The sequence below is a fragment of the Vreelandella andesensis genome (genome assembly GCF_003989795.1).
GTDB classification, from domain to species: domain Bacteria; phylum Pseudomonadota; class Gammaproteobacteria; order Pseudomonadales; family Halomonadaceae; genus Vreelandella; species Vreelandella andesensis.
Genome location: NZ_RZHG01000019.1, coordinates 367,200 through 386,035 on the forward strand (window position 1 = coordinate 367,200; position 18,836 = coordinate 386,035).

Here is an 18,836-nt window from a genome sequence, read left to right on the forward strand (position 1 = left end):
CAAGTTGTTATTGGGCTTATAGTTAAGAAATAGGCTTACTGGCGCTCGATAATCAGGGCGATACCCTGACCCACGCCGATGCACATCGTGCACAGTGCATAGCGGCCATTGCGCCGCTTCAGCTCGTATGCTGCAGTGGTGACCAGCCGGGCACCGCTCATGCCCAGCGGATGGCCGAGTGCGATGGCCCCGCCGTTGGGGTTCACGCGTTCTTCGTCATCGGCGAGGCCAAGGTCGCGCAGCACTGCCAGCCCTTGGGCGGCAAAGGCTTCGTTGAGCTCGATGACATCCATCTGCTCGAGCGTCAGACCGGTCTGGGCAAGCACCTTGCGAACTGCGGGTGCCGGGCCAAAGCCCATGATGCGCGGCGGCACGCCGGCAGTCGCCATACCCACCACGCGCGCCAGTGGGGCGAGGCCGTGGCGGGTGGCGGCCGCCTCGGAGGCGAGCAGAAGAGCGCAGGCGCCATCGTTGACGCCTGAGGCATTACCCGCAGTAACGCTGAGCTCGGGACCATTCACGCCTTTCAGCTTGGCCAGCATCTCGAGCGTGGTGTCGGGGCGCGGATGTTCGTCGGTGTCGAACACGACCGGGTCGCCCTTCCTGCGTGGGATCTCCACTGGCACCAGCTCGTCTTTGAAACGCCCGGCAGCATTGGCTGAGCCCCAGCGCTGTTGAGAGCGCAGCGCGAAGGCGTCCTGGTCTGCACGGGAGATGTTGAACTCGGCGGCAACGTTGTCCGCGGTCTGCGGCATCGAGTGCGTATCGAAAAGTTTCTTCAACTGCGGGTTGGGGAAGCGCCAACCTATGGTGGTGTCGTAGATTGCGGCTTGGCGTGAGAAGGCCGACTCGGCCTTGGCCATGACGAAGGGCGCGCGTGACATGCTCTCGACGCCTCCGGCGATCATCAGCTCCGCCTCGCCGGCCTTGATGGTGCGGGCAGCGTTGCCCACGGCGTCCATGCCGGAACCGCACAGGCGGTTGATGGTGGTGCCGGGCACCTCCACCGGCAGGCCGGCGAGCAGCGCCGACATGCGCGCCACGTTGCGGTTGTCTTCACCGGCTTGATTGGCGCAGCCGTAGAAGATGTCGTCGATTTCAGCCCAGTCCACCGAGGGATTGCGCTCCATCAGGGCGCGCATTGGCACGGCACCAAGATCGTCGGGGCGAACCGGCGAGAGGGCACCGCCATAGCGGCCTATCGGGGTGCGAATGGCATCAATGATCAGGGCGTCTTTCATTGGTTATCTCCAGCAGCGGTGTCTTCTAGGCGGCGTACGCTGCCGCGAATTTTGTAGGAACGTCCGCGGAACAAAGCAACGGTATCGCCGTGCTGATTGCGTAACGTGATGTCGTAAATGCCGGTGCGCCCGCGGCGGCTGCGCTCTTCGGCGGTAGCGGTGAGCTCATCACCCAGCTGGCCGGGGCCGAGATAGTCGATGCTGCAGCCAGCCGCCACGGTGGCTTCATCGTAGCTGTTGCAGGCAAACGCAAAGGCAGAGTCGGCCAGGGTAAACAGAAAGCCGCCATGGCAGTTGCCGTGTCCCTGCACCATATCCTGACGCACGGTCATGGTGAGTTCGGCGAACCCGGGGGCCATGCGCGTAATACGCATCCCCAGCCCTTGGCTAGCATGGTCGCGGGAAAACATCGCCTCAGCACAGGCTTCCGCCAGCTGTTGGGGAGTCAGTGGGGAATCATTCATGAAAGCTTTCCTCGCTCAAGGCGTTGCGGCGCAGTAGGAACGAGCTGCGATAGCGCTCTTCGCCGTAGCTCTGCTGCAGGTGCGTAAGGGTGCGGTGAATAAAGGGTAGGCCTAGCGAGTCCGCCCAAGCCAGGGGGCCGCAGGGATAGTTGACCCCGGCTTGCATGGCCAGATCGCCATCCTGGGCGCTGCACACGCCTTGGAATACGGCGTCGGCGGCTTCATTGGCGAGCATGGCGACGGTGCGCAATATCACCAGCCCTGGCGTGTCGGTTAGCCAAACGACGTCCATACCTAAGCGTTGGAAGAACGCGGTGGCCAGCTGGCGCGCTTCGGGCGAGGCTGTATGGCTGGCGGCAAGTGCGATGGCACTGGCGCTTTGGTAATCCAGGCATAGGTCGAACAGCACCAGGGCTTCCAGCCCTTCATTAACGGCGCGCTCGGCGGCGCACCGCCCGTCACTGAGAGCCAGCACTAGATCGCCTAAATACAGACGAGGCGTGCCGTCTTGCTGCAGTGATTCGCGACGTATCACCTCCATTCCAGCTTCCTGAGCGCGTTCCAGCAGCGGAGCGATGGTGCTGTTCGCGCCCTGTACGACAAGTGCTGGGAGTTGCGTGTTGACGGGTGCTGAAAAGTTGGGCTGCGGCTTGGCGTGCCCTTCAAGAGAGTAGTCGAAGAAGCCTTGGCCAGACTTACGCCCCAGGCGACCGGCTTCCACCAGCGCCTGCTGAACCAGAGAGGGTTCAAAGCGGGTGTCGCCATAGTAGGCGTCAAACACCGAGCGGGTTACCGCGTAGTTAACGTCATGGCCGATCAGGTCCATCAGTTCGAAAGGTCCCATGCGGAACCCGCCTGCCTGACGAAGCAGCGCATCCAGGGTGGCGGCATCGCTGGCGCCTTCCTGGAGCAGGCGTAGCCCTTCTGCATAGAAAGGCCGTGCCACGCGGTTAACGATGAACCCAGGGGTGGAGCTGGCATGCACCGCGACTTTGCCCCAGGCGCTGGCGGTATCGAAAAGCGTCTCGGCGACCTCGGTAGTGGTCGCTAGGCCCGACACCACTTCCACCAATTTCATGACGGGCGCGGGATTGAAGAAGTGCAGCCCCGCCATGCGCTCGGGGCGTTCAAGGTTGGCGGCAATGGACGTGATCGACAGTGACGAGGTATTACTGGCGAGCAAAGTGTCCGGCGCGCACAGCGCTTCGAGCTGAGCGAATACCTGACGTTTGATGTCAAGGTTCTCAACGATGGCTTCGATAACCAAACGGCTATCCGCTAAGGCATCAATAGCGTCGGCAGGCTGCAGGCGATCGATGATGTTATCCACATCGCTTTGAGCCATCTTGCCCTTGGCAACACGCTTTTCCAACTGGCGGCGAATGTTGTCGATGCCCGCTTTAGCGGCGCCCGGCTGATTATCATGCAGGATGACCACGTGACCTGCTTGGGCGGCAACCTGAGCAATCCCGGCACCCATGGCACCGGCACCGATCACACCAATAACGGCGTTTGTGGGAAGGGTTGGCATATCACTCTCCCTTAAAGGTGGGGCGGCGTTTTTCGATAAACGCACTGACACCTTCGCGGTAGTCTTCGCTGCGCCCAGCTAGACGCTGAAGGTCGCGCTCCAGGTCAAGCTGTTCGTTGAAGCTGTTATCGCTGCTGGCGTGCAAGGCGCGTTTAATCAGCGCTAGACCACGGGTGGGTTGAGTGGCCAGATGGCGAGCCATGTCCATGGCTTCTTCTTGAAGCGCTTCGTCGTCGACGCAGCGCCAGATCATGCCCCACTGCTCGGCGGTTTCAGCGGGAAGCTTGTCGCCTAGCATTGCCAAGCCTTTGGCGCGGGCCATGCCGACTAAGTTAGGCAGCGTCCAGGTGCCGCCGGAGTCAGGAATTAACCCAATCTTGCAGAAGGCCTGGATGAAGCTTGCCGAGCGAGCGGCCAACACGATGTCGCAGGCGAGGGCGATGTTGGCGCCGGCACCGGCAGCCACACCGTTCACCGCACAAATGGTCGGAAACGGCATGTCCTTAAGGGCACGCAGCATGGGGTTATAGCGTTTCTCAAGCGACTCACCGAGGTCGGGGGCTTGCTCACCGGGCGCCACGCTTCGGTCGGAAAGGTCTTGGCCGGCGCAAAAGCCGCGGCCGTTACCGGTCAGCAGCAGAGCGCGGACGCTTGCGTCCTGGCGCACAGCCTTGAGTGCTTTGCGCATCTCAGTGTGCATCTCGGTATTAAAGCTATTCAGGCTGTCGGGCCGGTTCAGTGTAATGCAGGCGACGCCGTCTTCTACGCTGTAAAGCAGGGGCGCTTGGCTCATGGGTAAAATCCTTGTGTCAGTGCCCTTTAAAAGTGGCAAGTCGTTTTTCTTGGAAGGCCCGAATGCCCTCGTTGCGGTCGGCGGTGCCCGCCAGCAAGGTGAAGGCATGGCGCTCGAAGCGCAGCCCCGTGGCCAGGTCGGTATCCATCGCTTTGTGCAGCGATTCCCGCGCTAAGCGCACTGCCAACGGTGCCTTTGAGGCGATGCGCGTCGCAATGTCTATGGCGCGTTCAAGGGTCAATTCGGGTTGGGTGATTTCGCTGATCAGGCCAGCTTTGAGGGCTCGGTGCGCGGAAATCGGCTCACCGGTAAGTACCATCTGAGTGGCGAGGGATTTGCCCACTGCCCTAAGCAGGCGTTGGGTGCCGCCTGCGCCGGGCATAATGCCCAGGTTGATTTCCGGTTGGCCGAACAGAGCATTTTCACCGGCAATGATGATGTCGGCATGCATGGCCAGTTCGCATCCACCGCCTAAGGCATAGCCATTGACGGCGGCAATGATGGGTTTGCGAAAGCGCATAATAGTGGCCCAGTGGTGCTGCCGAGGGTCTTCCAGCATGCCGACCAGATCGCGTTCGGCCATTTCGTTAATATCTGCACCCGCGGCGAAGGCTTTCGCACTGCCGGTAATCACTACGGCACGCACCTTGTCGTTTCGATCAGCATCGTTCAAGGAGTCGGCGAGCTCACTGAGAAGCTGCGTATTGAGCGCATTCAGGGCTTCCGGGCGATTCAGTGTGATGCATAAAACGCCTTCCATGGGGGTGGTTATTTTTAGAGTCGTGAGCATTTTTACCTCAGTACGGCCTGTAGCGCACAAGATGAATATCTGTCGAGTATAGGTTTATTTTGATACGCATCAATGCTAATTAGTTGTAATTAATGTGTCGCTTATTGTCATTTTTTATAATTTACGTATTTTTAACAACAGCTTGCATGTGTTTTTTGCGAATAAAAGAAGGTTCTTAGACCATGGTATAAAAGGCGGTTAAGTGACTTAATAAGGGACTTAAAGCCCGTTTCCATAGCGTTTTTCGATACTGGTGCGTTTATGCTTAAGTTAGCGATGGTAGGGAAAGCGTTTGATGTTTTGTTACGGGAAAGATAGTCTTAATTGATATAGCGTATCAAAAAAACAAGTGAGTGCAGGAGCGCCCCATGTCGCAATCAGCGCAGCAGATGTTTGACCTTCATCGTGAGATTCTTGACCAAGCTGTCGACACCATCTCTAGCCGTAATTTCTGGACGCCCTACCCAGAAAGCATGCGCAAATACCCTGAGGATGCTGTTAAGGCGGCGCCGTCTAACCTCGAGTCCCTGCTCAATCAGCCGTTTACGCTTATTAACAGTGTTGGCAGCAGTACCGAGCAAGTGGGTGGCGAAGTGTCACCTTACGGCTTTGAACTCGGCATTACTTATGACCAGCCAGACCCCAACGAGCTGATAGCATCCATGCAAGTGGCCATGCGTGACTGGCGAAATGCTGGGGCGCAAGCGCGTGTTGGGGTGTGTCTGGAAATCCTGTCGCGTCTTAATGCCATGAGTCCGGAGATCGCCCAGGCGGTGATGCATACCAGTGGTCAGGGGCCGCTGATGGCATTTCAGGCGGGTGGGCCGCATGCCCAGGATCGTGGCCTTGAGGCCGTGGCGTATGCTTGGCAGGCAATGGCGCAGATTCCCGCCGCAGCGCAGTGGGTTAAGCCCCAGGGCAAGCACGATCCTATTGTGATGGATAAGCGTTTTCACATCGTTCCCCGTGGTATCTCGTTGGTAGTGGCTTGTTCTACGTTTCCTACGTGGAACACTTATCCTGGTTTGTTTGCCAGTTTAGCGACGGGCAACCCCGTTATTGTTAAGCCACACCCCGGCGCTATTCTGCCGTTGGCGATGAGCGTGCGGGTTGCTCAACAGGTGCTAAAAGAAGCAGGCTTCGACCCCTGTCTAGTCAGCTTAATGCCCGACAGTGTCGATGCGCCGCTCACCAAGACGTTGGCGCTTAATCCTGCGATCAAGCTGATCGATTTTACCGGCTCGAACGCTTTCGGTGATTGGTTGATACAAAATGCCACTCAGGCCCAGGTATTCGCCGAGAAAGCTGGTATTAACTCGATCATTATCGACAGTGTGGATAACCTTAGAGCCGTCACGGCTAACCTTGCTTTCTCGCTGAGCCTTTATTCAGGGCAGATGTGCACGACCCCTCAAGCTGTTTATGTGCCTAGAAACGGTATCGAAACAGCGGAGGGCCATGTAAGTTTTGACGACGTAGCGGCAGCGCTTGCGAAAGCTGTTCAAGCCTTTCTGAGTGATAACGATCGAGCCTGCACAGTGCTGGGTGCTATACAGTCGTTGGAGACGCAAGCGCGCATTGATGAATGCCGTGGTTTAGGTGACATAGTGTTGGATAGCGAGCAACGCGAGCACGCTCATTTCCCTAATGCCCGTATCCATACGCCGCTGATCTTAAAGGTAGATGCAGAGCAGCAGGCTGCCTATAGCGAGGAGCGCTTCGGTCCCGTTAGCTTTGTTATCGCCACCGATAACACTGCGCACAGTATTGCGCTGGCGCGAGACGTCATCGGTAAAAAAGGCGCGATAACCCTGGGAGGCTATACCACAGATGAGGCCGTGGCCGAGCAGCTCGAAGAGCTAGCGATGGAGGTGGCAGCGCCACTCTCGCTGAACTTGGATGGGGGAATATTCGTTAACCAGTCGGCTGCTTTCAGTGATTTTCACGCCACAGGCGGTAATCCGGCGGCGAATGCTTCCCTATGTAATCAAGCCTTTGTTGCCAACCGCTTCGTGGTGGTTCAAAGCCGTCGCCACGGCCAATCAAACTAACGGAGAACGTGATGCCTTACTATCGACTTGAAGGGGTGACGCCAGTGGTGCACCCGACAGCGTATGTCCACCCGACAGCAGTGTTGATTGGGGATGTGATCGTGGGCCCCAACTGTTATGTAGGTCCTGGCGCGGTGATGCGCGGCGATTTTGGCCGTCTGGTGCTGGAAGAAGGTTCAAACCTTCAGGATACCTGTGTGATGCACGGCTTTCCGGGGTGCGTCACTAAGGTTGAGAAAGATGGCCATATCGGCCATGGCGCGGTACTGCATGGCTGCGTGATTGGGCGTGATGCCATGGTTGGCATGAACGCCGTGGTGATGGACGGCGCCAAGATTGCTGAGCGTTCTATCGTGGCGGCAGCAGCCTTTGTTAAGGCGGGCTTCGAATGTGAGCCCCAGTCGCTGGTAATGGGGTCACCTGCAAAGGTTAAGCGCGCGCTGAGTGATGAGGAGTTTGCTTGGAAGCAGCAGGGCACCCAAGAGTATCAGCGCCTAGTGACCCGTTGCCGCAACAGTTTGGAACCTTGTGAGCCGCTGACAGAGCTCGATGCTGACCGCCCAGCTTTGCAGGCCGGTGATACGCAACCGAAGCAGCAGACTTTAGATAAAAAATAGACCTTGGATAAGTCGCCACAATTATAAGCGCTAGCCTGTTCGATGTGACGACGCATAGAACTGGTTAAGTAACTTTTCTAGTCTAGCCCGCCGAAGCGCTGGTAAAAGCTAGGGCCGGGGGCGGGTAATGGACCCTCGGCGGTTTCCAAGTGTCGGTCTAGCCAGCGTTCTGCGCGTTCGTAGAGCAAGCGATAAAGGTTGCGGCAGAGTTGGTGAGCGTAACGACCTTCCCACGCCGTTGGGAGTAGTTCGTCAGGCAAAAGGGGGTCGCGCAATTGAACCTTGCGATACTCATGAATCAGCAACGTACGCGCAATGAAGCACGCTTCCTGCCCAAGATGGTTCTCTGCGTTGAGCGCATTCCAAAGCGGGCGAAACTTAACCAGAAAACGTTGGTATAGCTCGGCTAGTTCGTCAAGATTCCAGCTTTCCCTGACCTGAAGCCGCAGTGGCTTGCTGGTCATGGGGTCCATGGTCTCGGTTTGCATTACAATGGTGTCATCTGCCGCATCCAGTTCTTGCAAGGCCGCCATGGTCTCTGCGCGTGACAGCGTAGGGTGAGCCAATACGCCCTGAGAAAAACTACCAAAACCTAGCCATTCGAGTTCGTCGCGAATCTGCTGACGTCGGTCTGGAGGCAGCTGTGTTAGCAACGCCAATGTCCACTGGCCTGACCAAGGAGGCTGAGCGCCGTGATAGACGCGCTTGAAGGCTTGTTCAAAACGCCGCCGCCCAGGGCCACTTAACCGATAGTAGCTGCGACGGCCCACCTTCTCTCCCCGCAGCCAGGTTTCATTGGTTAGCCGGTAGACCGAGGTACGCACCAGTCGCTCATTGATGCCGATGGGCTCCACCAGTTTCGACAGGCTACCTAACCACACCGTACCGCCCCGCGGAACGATAGAGTCGCCATAGACGGTGATAATCAGCGAACCGGCACGAATTGGCCGACGCTTCTGAAAGTCATCAATAAGTGTAGCAACACAGTCTTTAGCTGACGACATAGTGAATGTTGATTCCCTTTGCGATGATGTTGTCGCTAAAAACGACAGAAAATATAAATTATATGGTGAATTATCGTATCACGTTTTTTCGGTCTGCTTTTATTTTCCATCCAACCATTTGATAATGTTAAAAATTTATTGCTATCAGTCAGTTGCTTAAATGATATATTCAAGCGCTAATACTTTGCTAGCCTTCACCGCATTACGATAAAGATGCCAGCGTCTCCACCTCAAACGCGACGATCTGCCGTTCAACACGGGAAAACTCCACCCCGACTAGATGAATCGGCTTGCCGCTGGAGCTGGCATCTTCCACGGTTACACCCACCCCAGGGGCAGCAAAGTGGCTGTAAAAGACGCTGGCATAGGCCTGTGTGAAAGTGTGGCCTTCATAACAAGCAATTGGGTTGTTGCGATACCAGTCGTGGGGTAAGCCAGCGAAGAGTGCTTTCAGGTGCGCTTCCAAGCCCACCAGATCATGCTGACGCAATACCATAAACAGGGTGCGGCGCGTAAAGACCCTGCGTTCCTTGGGCTGGTTATCCAGAATCGGCTTGTTGTATTCGTCGGCAATCCTTTCGGGTGGCGTTACATCGATCCCCAGATGGTGGCGCTGTTGCTGCAGTTGATAGCGAATATTTGCGTCCAGATCCTCGCGGCTGGTGACCACACCATTGAAGGAGCTGATGCGCACCACAAGATATTTGGTTTGCCAATCCCACTTGTCGTGGATATATAGTCGCTATTTGTCGGAGACCCATCTCCTGTCAAAGGCCAACCTGAATAATGGAACGCTCTTCGAGGCTGAGTTCTGTATAAGCCATAAATCCAATACCTTACTAAAATTTTAAGATGTTGCACTCAGTTTTGCGGCCAAGATGGGTAATCCCGAGTTTTATCAACCAACGCGAAAAACTAGCACCCCGGAGCGCCAAGTAATGGGCCTATCAGGCAGGAAAAAACAGATATGGCTAGGCGCCCTTGTGGGCACATGGGCGCTCGGAATTGCGTATGTTTTTTGGCTTTTTATGTTCAAGGATTTGAGGGTGTTCGCAGACGAACCGGAGAGTCTTGCCAAATTTTCGCAGGCGGTCGCTGAACAGGTATCAAAGCAAGTCCCTGTGCAGAATGTGCCCAAGAGAGAATCCACGCAGCTGGTTATCATGTGGGACCCCGCCTGTTCGTGCAGTCGATTCAGCGAGGGTCATGTCAACGACATAATCGACATCTACAGCCCGTCGGGCATCGAGTTCATTGTTGCCACTCCCAGTGAAGAGGCGTTGGCGCTTGCCACATCCACATTTCCCGAGGTAACTAATGCCATTGCCGTTGAAGGTATTAGCGGGATCAGCAGCCCATCCGCTGTTATCATTGACGAATCAGGTAACGTCATGTATTCAGGGCCATTTAGTGACGGTGCTTTGTGCAATGCCGACGGTGACAGTCCAGTGGAAATTATGCTGGACGAAATGAATGAGAAGGAATCAGTATCGCCCTGGCTGAACATTTCGAGCTTTGGGTGTTATTGCGACTGGCCACGATAAAAAACTGATAGAACATCATCAAACACCTGAGGCAGATAACGTGTTCAAGACTCTGAACCCTGATGTATTTAACGGCGAGTGGCGAAATTCGAGCAAAAAAATGCTCGGCGTTGTTGTCATGCTGACGGCCGTTAGCTTTGTGTTGGCATATTTCAATAACACCTGGCTTGAGGCCGCGCTAGTAAGTTTGCCGACAGCTCTGCTGGCCGTCTATTTGGTCATTTCCCATGGTGAACAGCTCATCACACGCCTGTACCTCGGCATCGCTTTCATGGTGTTTACCGGGCTTCATATTCATCAGATGCACGGCATGATCGAATTTCATTTTGGGTTGTTTGCGCTGCTTGCGTTTCTCTCCGTTTTTCGGGATTGGCGTGTCATTGTCGCCGGGACGGCAACCGCCGTACTGCACCACCTGGCATTTTGGTACCTACAGGCGCAGGGGCTTGGCGTTTGGGTGCTCCCCGAGGCGCAGTTAGGAATCATCTTCTTGCACGCGACCTACCTGTTGATTGAGGCCGGCATCTTGATATTGATTGCCAATTCAATGGCGATCCAGTTCGCCGATGCTCGGTCAGCGCTGAATGATAGCGATGCCATGAAGGGGCAGTTGCAAAGCCAAAAACAGGACATTCTTGACGAGGTGTCAGGCGTTACAGGTCAGGTCGCCAATTTGAGTCAGGAAGTCTCATCCGCGTCTGAGAACCTGTCTTCGTCAACGGCTCAGCAGGCGTCCATTATTGAACAGACATCGTCTTCGCTGGAGGAATTAACGGCGTCCGTTGCTCAAAATGCAGACAACGCTGAAAGAACGAGTTCATCTGCCCAACACTTGGTGGGTAAGGTCACTGAAAGCAGCCAGGACGTTCAAAAAACCAGTCAAGCCATGCAAAAGGTCGCCGAAAGCATCAGCGCGATCAACGATATTGCGTTTCAAACCAATCTGTTGGCACTTAACGCCTCGATTGAGGCGGCACGAGCCGGAGAAAGTGGTCGAGGATTTGCCGTTGTGGCAAAAGAGGTTCGAAAATTGGCTGAGGAAAGCCGCAGAGCAGCCGAGATCATATCCGACACATCCAATGAATCGGTTGCTATCGCAAGCAAGGCCAGCCAGCGAATACAGGCACTTGTCCCGGAAATTGAGAGTATGTCCAAACTGATTCAGGACATATCGGTCAGCACGAAGGAGCAAGCTGACGGCATTGAGCAAATTAATATGTCGAACAACGAGCTTCAGAAAGTCGCACAGAATTCTTCCCGCTTGGCAGAACAACTGTCCGGTATGTCAGGCAATCTGGAGAGCTTGGCCGACACATTAAATAAGCAAATAAGCGGTGAGAATATGGCGCTTACAGAATCACCTGCTAACGCACCACGTCTGGCTCGGCAAAGCTAGTAGAGTTGGCACTAACCTACCTCAAATGACACACCTGATTTGATGCTTAGTGCCGTATTGGTATCGTCAAAAAAAACGATATTGATAAATGATGCCGAGTAGCAGAGCGATTGGCCGCTGGCTTTCTTGCACGTGAAAACGCCGCACGTAAAACCGCCGCACGTGCCGGTGTCAAAGCTTATACAGTTAAAACGTAAAAAAGTATGGCGTATGGGTGTCGTATAACTTTTAGTGGCTAAGCTCTTTTTTGTGCTGTATAAAAATGGACAAATACAATGTTAAATTGTCTTTCGTAAGCAGCCAGTAACGTCGCATCCTGCAAGGTATCCTCCATTATCGCGTAGTGTGTAACGAACATTAATTGACATCATCAAGACTAAGCGATGAGCCTGCCGGAGAGGAAACCAAGCATGACGAATTGCGATGGCACTGATGGACAGTGCGCACATTGCAGCGGTGGCACACCGTTCGAATTCTCGATGGCCTTTCAACCGATCGTTAATGTTGCCCAACGAGATATTTACGCTTATGAAGCCTTGGTAAGGGGCATCAACGGCGAGTCCGCCTTTTTTATTCTTAACCAAGTCACCGGCGAATTGCTTTATCGCTTTGACCAAGCCTGTCGTGTTAAAGCCGTTGAACTTGCCAGCCGGTTGGGGATGGACCGGCCTCTGTCCATCAATTTCCTACCCAATGCGGTCTATGAGCCTGAGGCATGTATCAAGGCAACCCTGGAAGTGTCTGAGCGCGTTGGTTGGCCGGTGGACCAACTGATCTTTGAGATTACAGAAACCGAGAAGGTACGCGATCGTCAGCACATCAAGGATATTGTTGATGCTTATAAAGAAATGGGCTTTACGGTCGCGCTGGATGATTTTGGTAGTGGCTATGCTAATTTGGACTTACTGACCACGTTATCGCCTAACAAGCTCAAGATCGATCGCGAACTGGTCATGGACTGTGATCAAGATTTTCGACGACAGTCGATGTTAACAGCGCTGGTGACCATGGGCCGTTGTCTTGATATGGAACTGGTAGCTGAAGGGGTAGAAACCGTCACAGAAGCGCGCTGGCTAATGGACGCAGGTATCTATTTACAGCAGGGCTTTTTCTATGCGCGTCCCGCCTTTGAGCATATTGTCAGGGATCTTCATGAGGCATTTGACGCTGTTCACCAGGCACCTGCTAACCGTCTAACGTCAATAAGTGATTTTGAGACGCCCTGACAGCATGACGATAAGCATGGAACCAATATGAAGTTACTGCGCGTTAGCGGCACCTAGTATCTGCAGTCTCAATAGTCGTCTTATCGCCATCATAAAATCTGCTTGCATCACGCTCTTAATTGAAAGGCATATCCATGGAAGATGTTATCTATCAGCAGCTGCTTGAGTCAGCCGTAGAACAATCCTTCAATGCTATCTTGATTACGACTGCGCAGCTTGATTCGCCAGGGCCGACGATTGTCTATGTCAATCACGCCATGACGCAGATGACTGGCTACACCAAAGAAGAGCTCATTGGCAAAACACCCCGGTTACTACAGGGAGAGAAAACTGACCGGACGATGCTGACATGTCTACGCCAGACGCTGGAAGCAGGCAAATATTTTGAAGCTGTTACTACCAATTACTGTAAAGATGGGCGCGCTTACCCCGTGGAATGGAATATTTCACCGGTCCATAGCGCCACGGGTGACATTACGCATTTTGTTGCTGTTCAGCGTGACCTCACGCGCGCTTTTCATGACCAGGAAACCATACAGATTCTGTCGAGTGCGCTTGAACTCTCGTCCGATCTTGTCATTATGACGGACATTAAAGGCCGTATTGAATACGTTAACCCTGCCTTTGAGCAGCATACGGGCCACCATCGAGATGCTGTGATGGGAAAAACTACGCGTATTCTCAAGTCTGGTCAGCATACCCCCCAGTTCTACGCCCATATGTGGGATACCCTCACTCATGGTCGACCTTTCAGCGATACGTTTATTGATCGGACTACTGATGGGCAGATATTGTATCTGGAACAGACCATCACACCGGTTAAAAATGCACAAGGCCAGATTATTCGTTATGTATCAGTAGGCAAGGATGTGACGGAGCGCGTTGATAGAGAGAAAAAGCTTAAACGGATAGCCAATACGGATAGCCTAACAGGCTTACCCAATCGAATGAGCTTCGACCGTCGCTTGGATAAGGAAATGACCCGTCGTGATCGTTATATGCGTCCTTTATCATTGATCATGCTCGATATCGACCACTTCAAATTTATCAATGATACTTACGGCCACCATGTCGGTGACAACGTGCTGGTCGAGTTTGCCCGGTTACTTTCCAGCAATCTACGTGAGATGGATCTTTGTGCCCGCTGGGGAGGCGAGGAGTTCATGGTGTTGGCGCCTGAAACGACACGAGATCAAGCTTTACAGCTCGCGGACAAGCTACGCCAGCTTATCGCTGATACGCCTTTCCCCTCTGTAGGGCATATGACCGCTAGCTTTGGTGTCGTCGAGATAGGCGATGAGACCGCCATCGAGACTGTCAAACGTATTGACAGAGCCCTCTACGAAGCCAAACGCCTGGGACGAAACCGTGTTGTAACCGGTTGATATCCACACCGACCTTTTATCATTCGCTTTGGTGTGTTCCGTGACCCGGCAGTGGGTGTTTCGTATATTGATGGATGTAGGAATGTTGTCCCACAAACGTCGCCTGGCTCTCTTTTAAAACGGCCTAAAGTCATCAATGAATAAGAAGGGCTTATGCTAGCACTTCACGATAAGATATTCCGCCAGGCGATTGACCAATACGGCGCTGTTATTATTACCACCGCCGAGATGGACGCGCCAGGCCCTGAAATCGTCTACGCCAACGTGGCCTTTTGTGAACAAACCGGTTACACAGAAGAGGAGCTACTTGGCCAGACACCCAGGATGTTCCAAGGGCCAGAAACCGACCGTGCCGTGCTGGATCGGCTGCGTACTGCTCTTACCCGAGAGAGTGGTTTTTTCGATGGACAAACGATCAATTACCGTAAAGACGGCACACCCTATCGCGTGCGCTGGAGCATCCGTCCCGTGCGTGATGAGCGGGGTAAGATCACTCATTACATATCCTTGCAGAACCGCATTACGGATATCAATGTCACCTACGACGAACTCACGCGCCAAACCCACTTATTGAAAATGGCCGAGAAAACGGCCCGGTTTGGCGGCTGGCTGGTGGATCTAGAAACCCATCGCATCGAATGGTCAAATGTCGTTGCCGATATTCATGGCATGCCACATGATTATTCACCTTCTTTTAGCCAAACCATTGCCTTCTATATTCCTGAGCATCGTGAGCGAATCCATAAGCGGTTAAGTGACTGCGCCGAACAGGGTATACCCTACGACGAGGAATTGCAGATTGTAGCGGCCGATGGGTGTCGCGTTTGGGTACGCACATTAGGTGAACCTATACGTGATAGAAATAAGCGCATCATCGGCGTACGAGGGTCCTTACAGGACGTAACGCAACGCCGTGAGCGGGAGCAAGAACTACGCAAATTAGCGCATATCACCGAGCAAAGCCCGATCCCCATCTCAGTGACCGATATTAAGGGTCAAATCGAGTACGTGAATTCCGCGTTCGAGCAACTGTCAGGGCGCTCGCGCGAAACATTATTGGGTAATAATCACTCGCTTATTCAGAGCAGCCATACACCGGAGGCAACCTACCGCGATCTTTGGCAGACGATTAGCGCTGGACAAACCTGGTCAGGGGAAATGCAAAACCGCCGCCAGGACGGCTCTCCTTACTGGGAGCATGAGATTATTTCACCGCTGACCGACGATCTTGGTCAAATAACGCATTATGTGGCAATCAAGCAGGATATCACCGCCATCAAAAAAGCGGAGTGGGAGCTCAGCCGTATGGCCTTCGAGGACCCACTTACCAGGCTCTATTCCCGTATTGGTTTTACCCAGGCATTACAGCGGCAGCTGGATAAAGCAGGCTGGCCATCGTCAAGTTTAGTGGTGATGGTCGACATTATTGGTCAGCGCGATATCAACGACGCTTACGGCTACGATGTGGGAGATGACCTGCTCATCCAGTTCGGCGAAAGGCTAGTAGAATGCACCGGAATGCAAGGACTTGCCGGGCGTATTGGCGGTGACGAATTTATGCTCTTCTTGCCTTCTGTTGCTAACAAGGCGTTAGAGGCGAATCTTGATCAGCTGCTCAATTCGCTAGCGATACCGTTTAAATTGAAAGGAACCTCCATTGAGCTTTCGGTTCGCTTGGGCTACACACGCCTTGATGAACCTCAACGTTCGGCTCATGAGCTCTTGCGGGAAGCGGAGCTTGCCCTATCCCAGCATCGCAAGACATTAAACGTACCGTGGATAGCTTACGACCATCGCCTTAAGGAAGCGACTCAGTTACGTATACAGCTGACACGTGAGCTGCGTCAGGCGCTGGATGAAGATCAGTTCGAGCTGCATTTCCAGCCCAAGGTCGACCTTGGCACCGGAACACTTATTGCCTGTGAGGCATTGATTCGGTGGAATCACCCTGAGCGGGGGATGATCCCGCCAGGGATGTTCATTCCCATCGCCGAGCAGAGCCAACTTATCGCCCCCATTGGTGATTGGGTACTGCGTCGTGCTTGCCAGCATTTGCGTGACTGGCGTGATGCTGGACTCGCACCGGTACGCGTAGCGGTCAATGTGTCGGTGATACAGTTTCAGATGGGGGATTTTGCCAGTCGTGTTCAGGCTGTCCTCGATCAGTCTGGCGTGTCGCCGGGGGAGCTGGCGCTTGAGATTACTGAAAGCGTGTTCAGCGACGCGTCTGACATGCTACTCGCGCAAATGTCTGCCTTACGTGATATAGGCGTTCGGCTCTCGCTGGACGACTTTGGTACGGGCTACTCATCGCTGCTTTACCTCCAGCAGTATCCCATTGATGAGATCAAGATCGATCAAGGCTTTGTCTTTCATCTTCTCGATGACGCTTTCAGTCACCAACTGGTCGAAACGGTGATCACACTTGCGCAGCTGCTGAACGCGGACGTCATCGCGGAAGGCATCGAGTCGGCTGCGGTGAGTAATGAACTGATAGCAATGGGCTGTTGCTCTGGGCAGGGGTATTTCTACAGCATGCCACTAGAAGCAGAAGACTTTCGCTGGTTGCTGGAACAGCGCAGCCGACTCCCACTCAATGCCGGCGCGGTAGATAAAGCGGTAGATAAAACAATAGATAAAGCGGTAGGTAAAAAAGGAACACACTATGAATGAGACCAATACACCGCTGCAAAAGCATGAAACCGGTATCGCAGGATTGGATCACGCCACACAGGGCGGCCTTCCAGCGGGCCAAGCCACGCTCATTCTCGGCCAGGCCGCGGCGGGCAAGACCGTGCTGGGTCTTCAGGTGCTGGCGCGTGCCATTGAGCGTGGCGAGGGTGGTGTGTTCGTGACCTTCGAAGAGTCACCAGGACAAGTAAAGCGAGACGCGCTTTCGTTTGACTGGGGGGCATCGCTGCTTGAGTCGAACCGCTGGCAACTGATTGACGCCCGCCCGCGCCTTGGCGTTGAAGTGGCCGGGGAGTTCGATATCGAAGGCCTGCTGAGTATTGTGGCGGCGGCCATCGCGCAGACCGATGCGAGCTGGGTTGTCTTCGACGGCATTGATCAGTTACTGCAGTACCAACCGAACCCGAGAGTTGCGATCGATCAAATACGCCAGATCAACGAGCATTGCGAGGATCGAGGATGGACCATGCTGTTGACCGGCAAGGCCACCGGCGACAGCATGGCGCCGGCCCACCTTGAAGGTATTGAGTTTCTGCTCTCGGCGACGCTTGTGTTGTCTGCACGGATCGTTAACCAGCAGCTGAATCGCACCTTGCGCATCGCCAAGTTTCGGGGCTCAGGGCATGTGACGAGTGAACTGCCCATGGTCATCGATGCCGAGGGTATTCAGCTGCCCTATCATGAGGCGCTGCCCTCTGGTGGGGTGTTAACCCGTAACGAACGCCTTAGTACTGGTATTGAGCGGCTGGACAGCCTGCTCGGTGGCGGCATTTATCGAGGGTCGAGTTTACTTATTTCTGGCCGACCGGGTACCGCCAAGAGTACTCTCGCGGGCAGCTTCGCACAGGCCGCGGCGCAGCGCGGCGAACGCACGTTATACGTTAGCTTCGATGAGCTGGAGGGCTCGTATGTGCGCAACCTGATCTCGGTTGGCATTGATCTGCGCGCCCCCATTGAAGCCGGGCTTATTTACTTCCTGAGCTTGTCTGCTTTTGCCTCGCAGGTGAGCGAACACTTTCTGGCGCTGCGCCGTGCGCTAGACGCGTTTTCGCCTGATTGTCTGGTCATCGATCCAATTTCCGCACTGCTAAAGGCCGGTGCCGTCGAAGGCGCGAATATGGCGACCGAGCGCCTGATTGACCTGGCACGACGGCGTGGTATCACTACCGTACTCACTTCTCTTAGTGGTGTGCAGGACCCGGAAGGCGAAGCGACGCAAGGCCAGGTCTCGACCCTTGCTGACAGTTGGATCGTGCTCGACTACAACGTACGGGCTGGCGAGCGAAATCGCTCGCTGTCGATCGTGAAGTCGCGTGGCACGGCTCACTCCAATCAGCAGCGTGAACTGGTACTGTCGCCGTCGGGTGTCACCCTCGCCGATGTGTACGAGCATGGCACCGAGGTGCTCATGGGAACCGCACGAAAAGCCAGGAAGATTGAAGAGCAGGAGGAGGAGCACCGCCGGGAGCGGAAACGCCAGCAGCGTCGAACGGAGATAGAACAGCGCCTCGCGCAGGTCGATCAGGAACGCCAGCGCCTCACAAGTGAACTGGAGCAGGAGATCGTCGACTCAACGGAAACAGATTACCAGGAAGGTGTTTACCGCGAGCAGATCAAACAGCAACGTGCCCCCTTGGGTGAAAGCTCGGCCCTGCATGGCGATGACGATGCTCACAACGATAAAGGAGACCCACAATGAGCTTCCCTCATCAAGCAGGAGAATCGTCAATGCCGCTTTTGACGCTTTTTGTGACCGGCACCGCACCGCGCTCGCAACGAGCACGCGTCAATCTAGCCCAGATGCTCAACCGTATCGGGCGCAGCGACATTCAGCCTTACGAGATAGACCTACTAGAACAGCCAGGGCAGGGCATCACGCACTCCGTGTTTGCGACGCCCTCTCTGGTAAAGGCGAACGAAACCGGCGAGGTCTCTGTGCTCTACGGCGACCTTTCTGATGAGGAACGTCTGTCTCATTTCCTAGCCGATTTGGCGCGCAGCGGGTAAGCAAAGGGAAGCACTCAACGCATACTAATCAGTAGCACTAATCAGTGGCAATAAAGCCTGTACTCGGGTGGTGATGTTGTGAAAAATCCCCACTAT

Annotated in this window: 16 protein-coding genes; 9 read left to right on the forward strand and 7 right to left on the reverse strand. The window is 54.5% G+C overall.

Translation table 11 applies throughout. From position 1 onward, the window contains the following. Positions 1-35: 35 nt before the first annotated feature. Genes pcaF through paaF form a run of 5 tightly spaced genes read right to left on the reverse strand, consistent with a single transcriptional unit; the run spans position 36 to position 4,819 of the window. Positions 36-1,241 carry a 3-oxoadipyl-CoA thiolase gene (pcaF, locus tag ELY33_RS11350; protein ID WP_126948013.1) on the reverse strand — a complete coding sequence of 402 codons (1,206 nt, stop codon included), beginning with the start codon at positions 1,239-1,241 and terminating at the stop codon, positions 36-38. Continuing rightward, positions 1,238-1,705 carry a hydroxyphenylacetyl-CoA thioesterase PaaI gene (gene paaI / locus ELY33_RS11355; RefSeq protein ID WP_126948014.1) on the reverse strand — a complete coding sequence of 156 codons (468 nt, stop codon included), beginning with the start codon at positions 1,703-1,705 and terminating at the stop codon, positions 1,238-1,240. The genes pcaF and paaI overlap by 4 nt, the downstream gene beginning before the upstream one ends. After that, positions 1,698-3,236, reverse strand: a complete 1,539-nt coding sequence (gene paaH, locus ELY33_RS11360) for a 3-hydroxyacyl-CoA dehydrogenase PaaH (RefSeq protein WP_126948015.1) — start codon at positions 3,234-3,236, stop codon at positions 1,698-1,700. The genes paaI and paaH overlap by 8 nt, the downstream gene beginning before the upstream one ends. A gap of 1 nt (position 3,237) precedes the next feature. Further along, complete coding sequence (gene paaG / locus ELY33_RS11365) at positions 3,238-4,029, reverse strand: 2-(1,2-epoxy-1,2-dihydrophenyl)acetyl-CoA isomerase PaaG (protein ID WP_126948016.1); 792 nt, start codon at positions 4,027-4,029, stop codon at positions 3,238-3,240. 16 nt (positions 4,030-4,045) lie between these two features. Next, positions 4,046-4,819 carry a 2,3-dehydroadipyl-CoA hydratase PaaF gene (gene paaF, locus ELY33_RS11370; protein WP_126948017.1) on the reverse strand — a complete coding sequence of 258 codons (774 nt, stop codon included), beginning with the start codon at positions 4,817-4,819 and terminating at the stop codon, positions 4,046-4,048. A 368-nt stretch (positions 4,820-5,187) separates the two neighbouring features. Here paaF and paaN point away from each other — a divergent pair, with 368 nt between their 5' ends. After that, positions 5,188-6,870 carry a phenylacetic acid degradation protein PaaN gene (gene paaN / locus ELY33_RS11375; RefSeq protein WP_126948018.1) on the forward strand — a complete coding sequence of 561 codons (1,683 nt, stop codon included), beginning with the start codon at positions 5,188-5,190 and terminating at the stop codon, positions 6,868-6,870. Between the two features lie 11 nt (positions 6,871-6,881). Further along, positions 6,882-7,487, forward strand: coding sequence for a phenylacetic acid degradation protein PaaY (gene paaY / locus ELY33_RS11380; protein ID WP_126948019.1), 606 nt, complete (start codon positions 6,882-6,884; stop codon positions 7,485-7,487). Between the two features lie 77 nt (positions 7,488-7,564). Here paaY and paaX read toward each other — a convergent pair whose 3' ends face one another. Both paaX and ELY33_RS11390 read right to left on the reverse strand, forming a co-directional pair. Continuing rightward, entirely contained in the window at positions 7,565-8,491 is a 927-nt protein-coding gene (gene paaX / locus ELY33_RS11385; RefSeq protein ID WP_126948020.1) for a phenylacetic acid degradation operon negative regulatory protein PaaX, read from the reverse strand. A 202-nt stretch (positions 8,492-8,693) separates the two neighbouring features. Beyond that, positions 8,694-9,188, reverse strand: coding sequence for a hypothetical protein (locus ELY33_RS11390; RefSeq protein WP_244208599.1), 495 nt, complete (start codon positions 9,186-9,188; stop codon positions 8,694-8,696). Positions 9,189-9,429: 241 nt separating this feature from the next. Here ELY33_RS11390 and ELY33_RS11395 point away from each other — a divergent pair, with 241 nt between their 5' ends. From ELY33_RS11395 to ELY33_RS11425, 7 genes are all read left to right on the forward strand, one after another. Further along, a complete protein-coding gene (locus ELY33_RS11395) occupies positions 9,430-10,035 on the forward strand; it encodes a DUF6436 domain-containing protein (RefSeq protein ID WP_126948022.1) in 606 nt (201 codons plus the stop codon). A 40-nt stretch (positions 10,036-10,075) separates the two neighbouring features. Further along, entirely contained in the window at positions 10,076-11,431 is a 1,356-nt protein-coding gene (locus ELY33_RS11400) for a methyl-accepting chemotaxis protein (protein ID WP_126948023.1), read from the forward strand. Positions 11,432-11,841: 410 nt separating this feature from the next. Next, positions 11,842-12,657: an EAL domain-containing protein gene (locus ELY33_RS11405; RefSeq protein ID WP_126948024.1), complete on the forward strand. Its 816-nt coding sequence runs from the start codon at positions 11,842-11,844 to the stop codon at positions 12,655-12,657. Between the two features lie 134 nt (positions 12,658-12,791). After that, positions 12,792-14,042: a sensor domain-containing diguanylate cyclase gene (locus ELY33_RS11410; protein WP_126948025.1), complete on the forward strand. Its 1,251-nt coding sequence runs from the start codon at positions 12,792-12,794 to the stop codon at positions 14,040-14,042. A 153-nt stretch (positions 14,043-14,195) separates the two neighbouring features. Then, a complete protein-coding gene (locus ELY33_RS11415; RefSeq protein ID WP_126948026.1) occupies positions 14,196-16,715 on the forward strand; it encodes a sensor domain-containing protein in 2,520 nt (839 codons plus the stop codon). Then, entirely contained in the window at positions 16,708-18,432 is a 1,725-nt protein-coding gene (gene kaiC, locus ELY33_RS11420; protein ID WP_126948027.1) for a circadian clock protein KaiC, read from the forward strand. The genes ELY33_RS11415 and kaiC overlap by 8 nt, the downstream gene beginning before the upstream one ends. Further along, positions 18,429-18,740 (forward strand): circadian clock KaiB family protein, encoded by a 312-nt coding sequence (locus ELY33_RS11425; RefSeq protein WP_208644233.1) that lies wholly within the window; start codon positions 18,429-18,431, stop codon positions 18,738-18,740. The genes kaiC and ELY33_RS11425 overlap by 4 nt, the downstream gene beginning before the upstream one ends. Positions 18,741-18,836: the final 96 nt, after the last annotated feature.

What these genes read in the sequence shown, in the direction of transcription:
- pcaF (WP_126948013.1), bottom strand. Translation starts at nt 1,241, where the DNA reads ATGAAAGACGCCCTGATCATTGATGCCATTCGCACCCCGATAGGCCGC.
- paaI (WP_126948014.1), bottom strand. Translation starts at nt 1,705, where the DNA reads ATGAATGATTCCCCACTGACTCCCCAACAGCTGGCGGAAGCCTGTGCT.
- paaH (WP_126948015.1), bottom strand. Translation starts at nt 3,236, where the DNA reads ATGCCAACCCTTCCCACAAACGCCGTTATTGGTGTGATCGGTGCCGGT.
- paaG (WP_126948016.1), bottom strand. Translation starts at nt 4,029, where the DNA reads ATGAGCCAAGCGCCCCTGCTTTACAGCGTAGAAGACGGCGTCGCCTGC.
- paaF (WP_126948017.1), bottom strand. Translation starts at nt 4,819, where the DNA reads ATGCTCACGACTCTAAAAATAACCACCCCCATGGAAGGCGTTTTATGC.
- paaN (WP_126948018.1), top strand. Translation starts at nt 5,188, where the DNA reads ATGTCGCAATCAGCGCAGCAGATGTTTGACCTTCATCGTGAGATTCTT.
- paaY (WP_126948019.1), top strand. Translation starts at nt 6,882, where the DNA reads ATGCCTTACTATCGACTTGAAGGGGTGACGCCAGTGGTGCACCCGACA.
- paaX (WP_126948020.1), bottom strand. Translation starts at nt 8,491, where the DNA reads ATGTCGTCAGCTAAAGACTGTGTTGCTACACTTATTGATGACTTTCAG.
- ELY33_RS11395 (WP_126948022.1), top strand. Translation starts at nt 9,430, where the DNA reads ATGGGCCTATCAGGCAGGAAAAAACAGATATGGCTAGGCGCCCTTGTG.
- ELY33_RS11405 (WP_126948024.1), top strand. Translation starts at nt 11,842, where the DNA reads ATGACGAATTGCGATGGCACTGATGGACAGTGCGCACATTGCAGCGGT.
- ELY33_RS11410 (WP_126948025.1), top strand. Translation starts at nt 12,792, where the DNA reads ATGGAAGATGTTATCTATCAGCAGCTGCTTGAGTCAGCCGTAGAACAA.
- ELY33_RS11415 (WP_126948026.1), top strand. Translation starts at nt 14,196, where the DNA reads ATGCTAGCACTTCACGATAAGATATTCCGCCAGGCGATTGACCAATAC.
- kaiC (WP_126948027.1), top strand. Translation starts at nt 16,708, where the DNA reads ATGAATGAGACCAATACACCGCTGCAAAAGCATGAAACCGGTATCGCA.
- ELY33_RS11425 (WP_208644233.1), top strand. Translation starts at nt 18,429, where the DNA reads ATGAGCTTCCCTCATCAAGCAGGAGAATCGTCAATGCCGCTTTTGACG.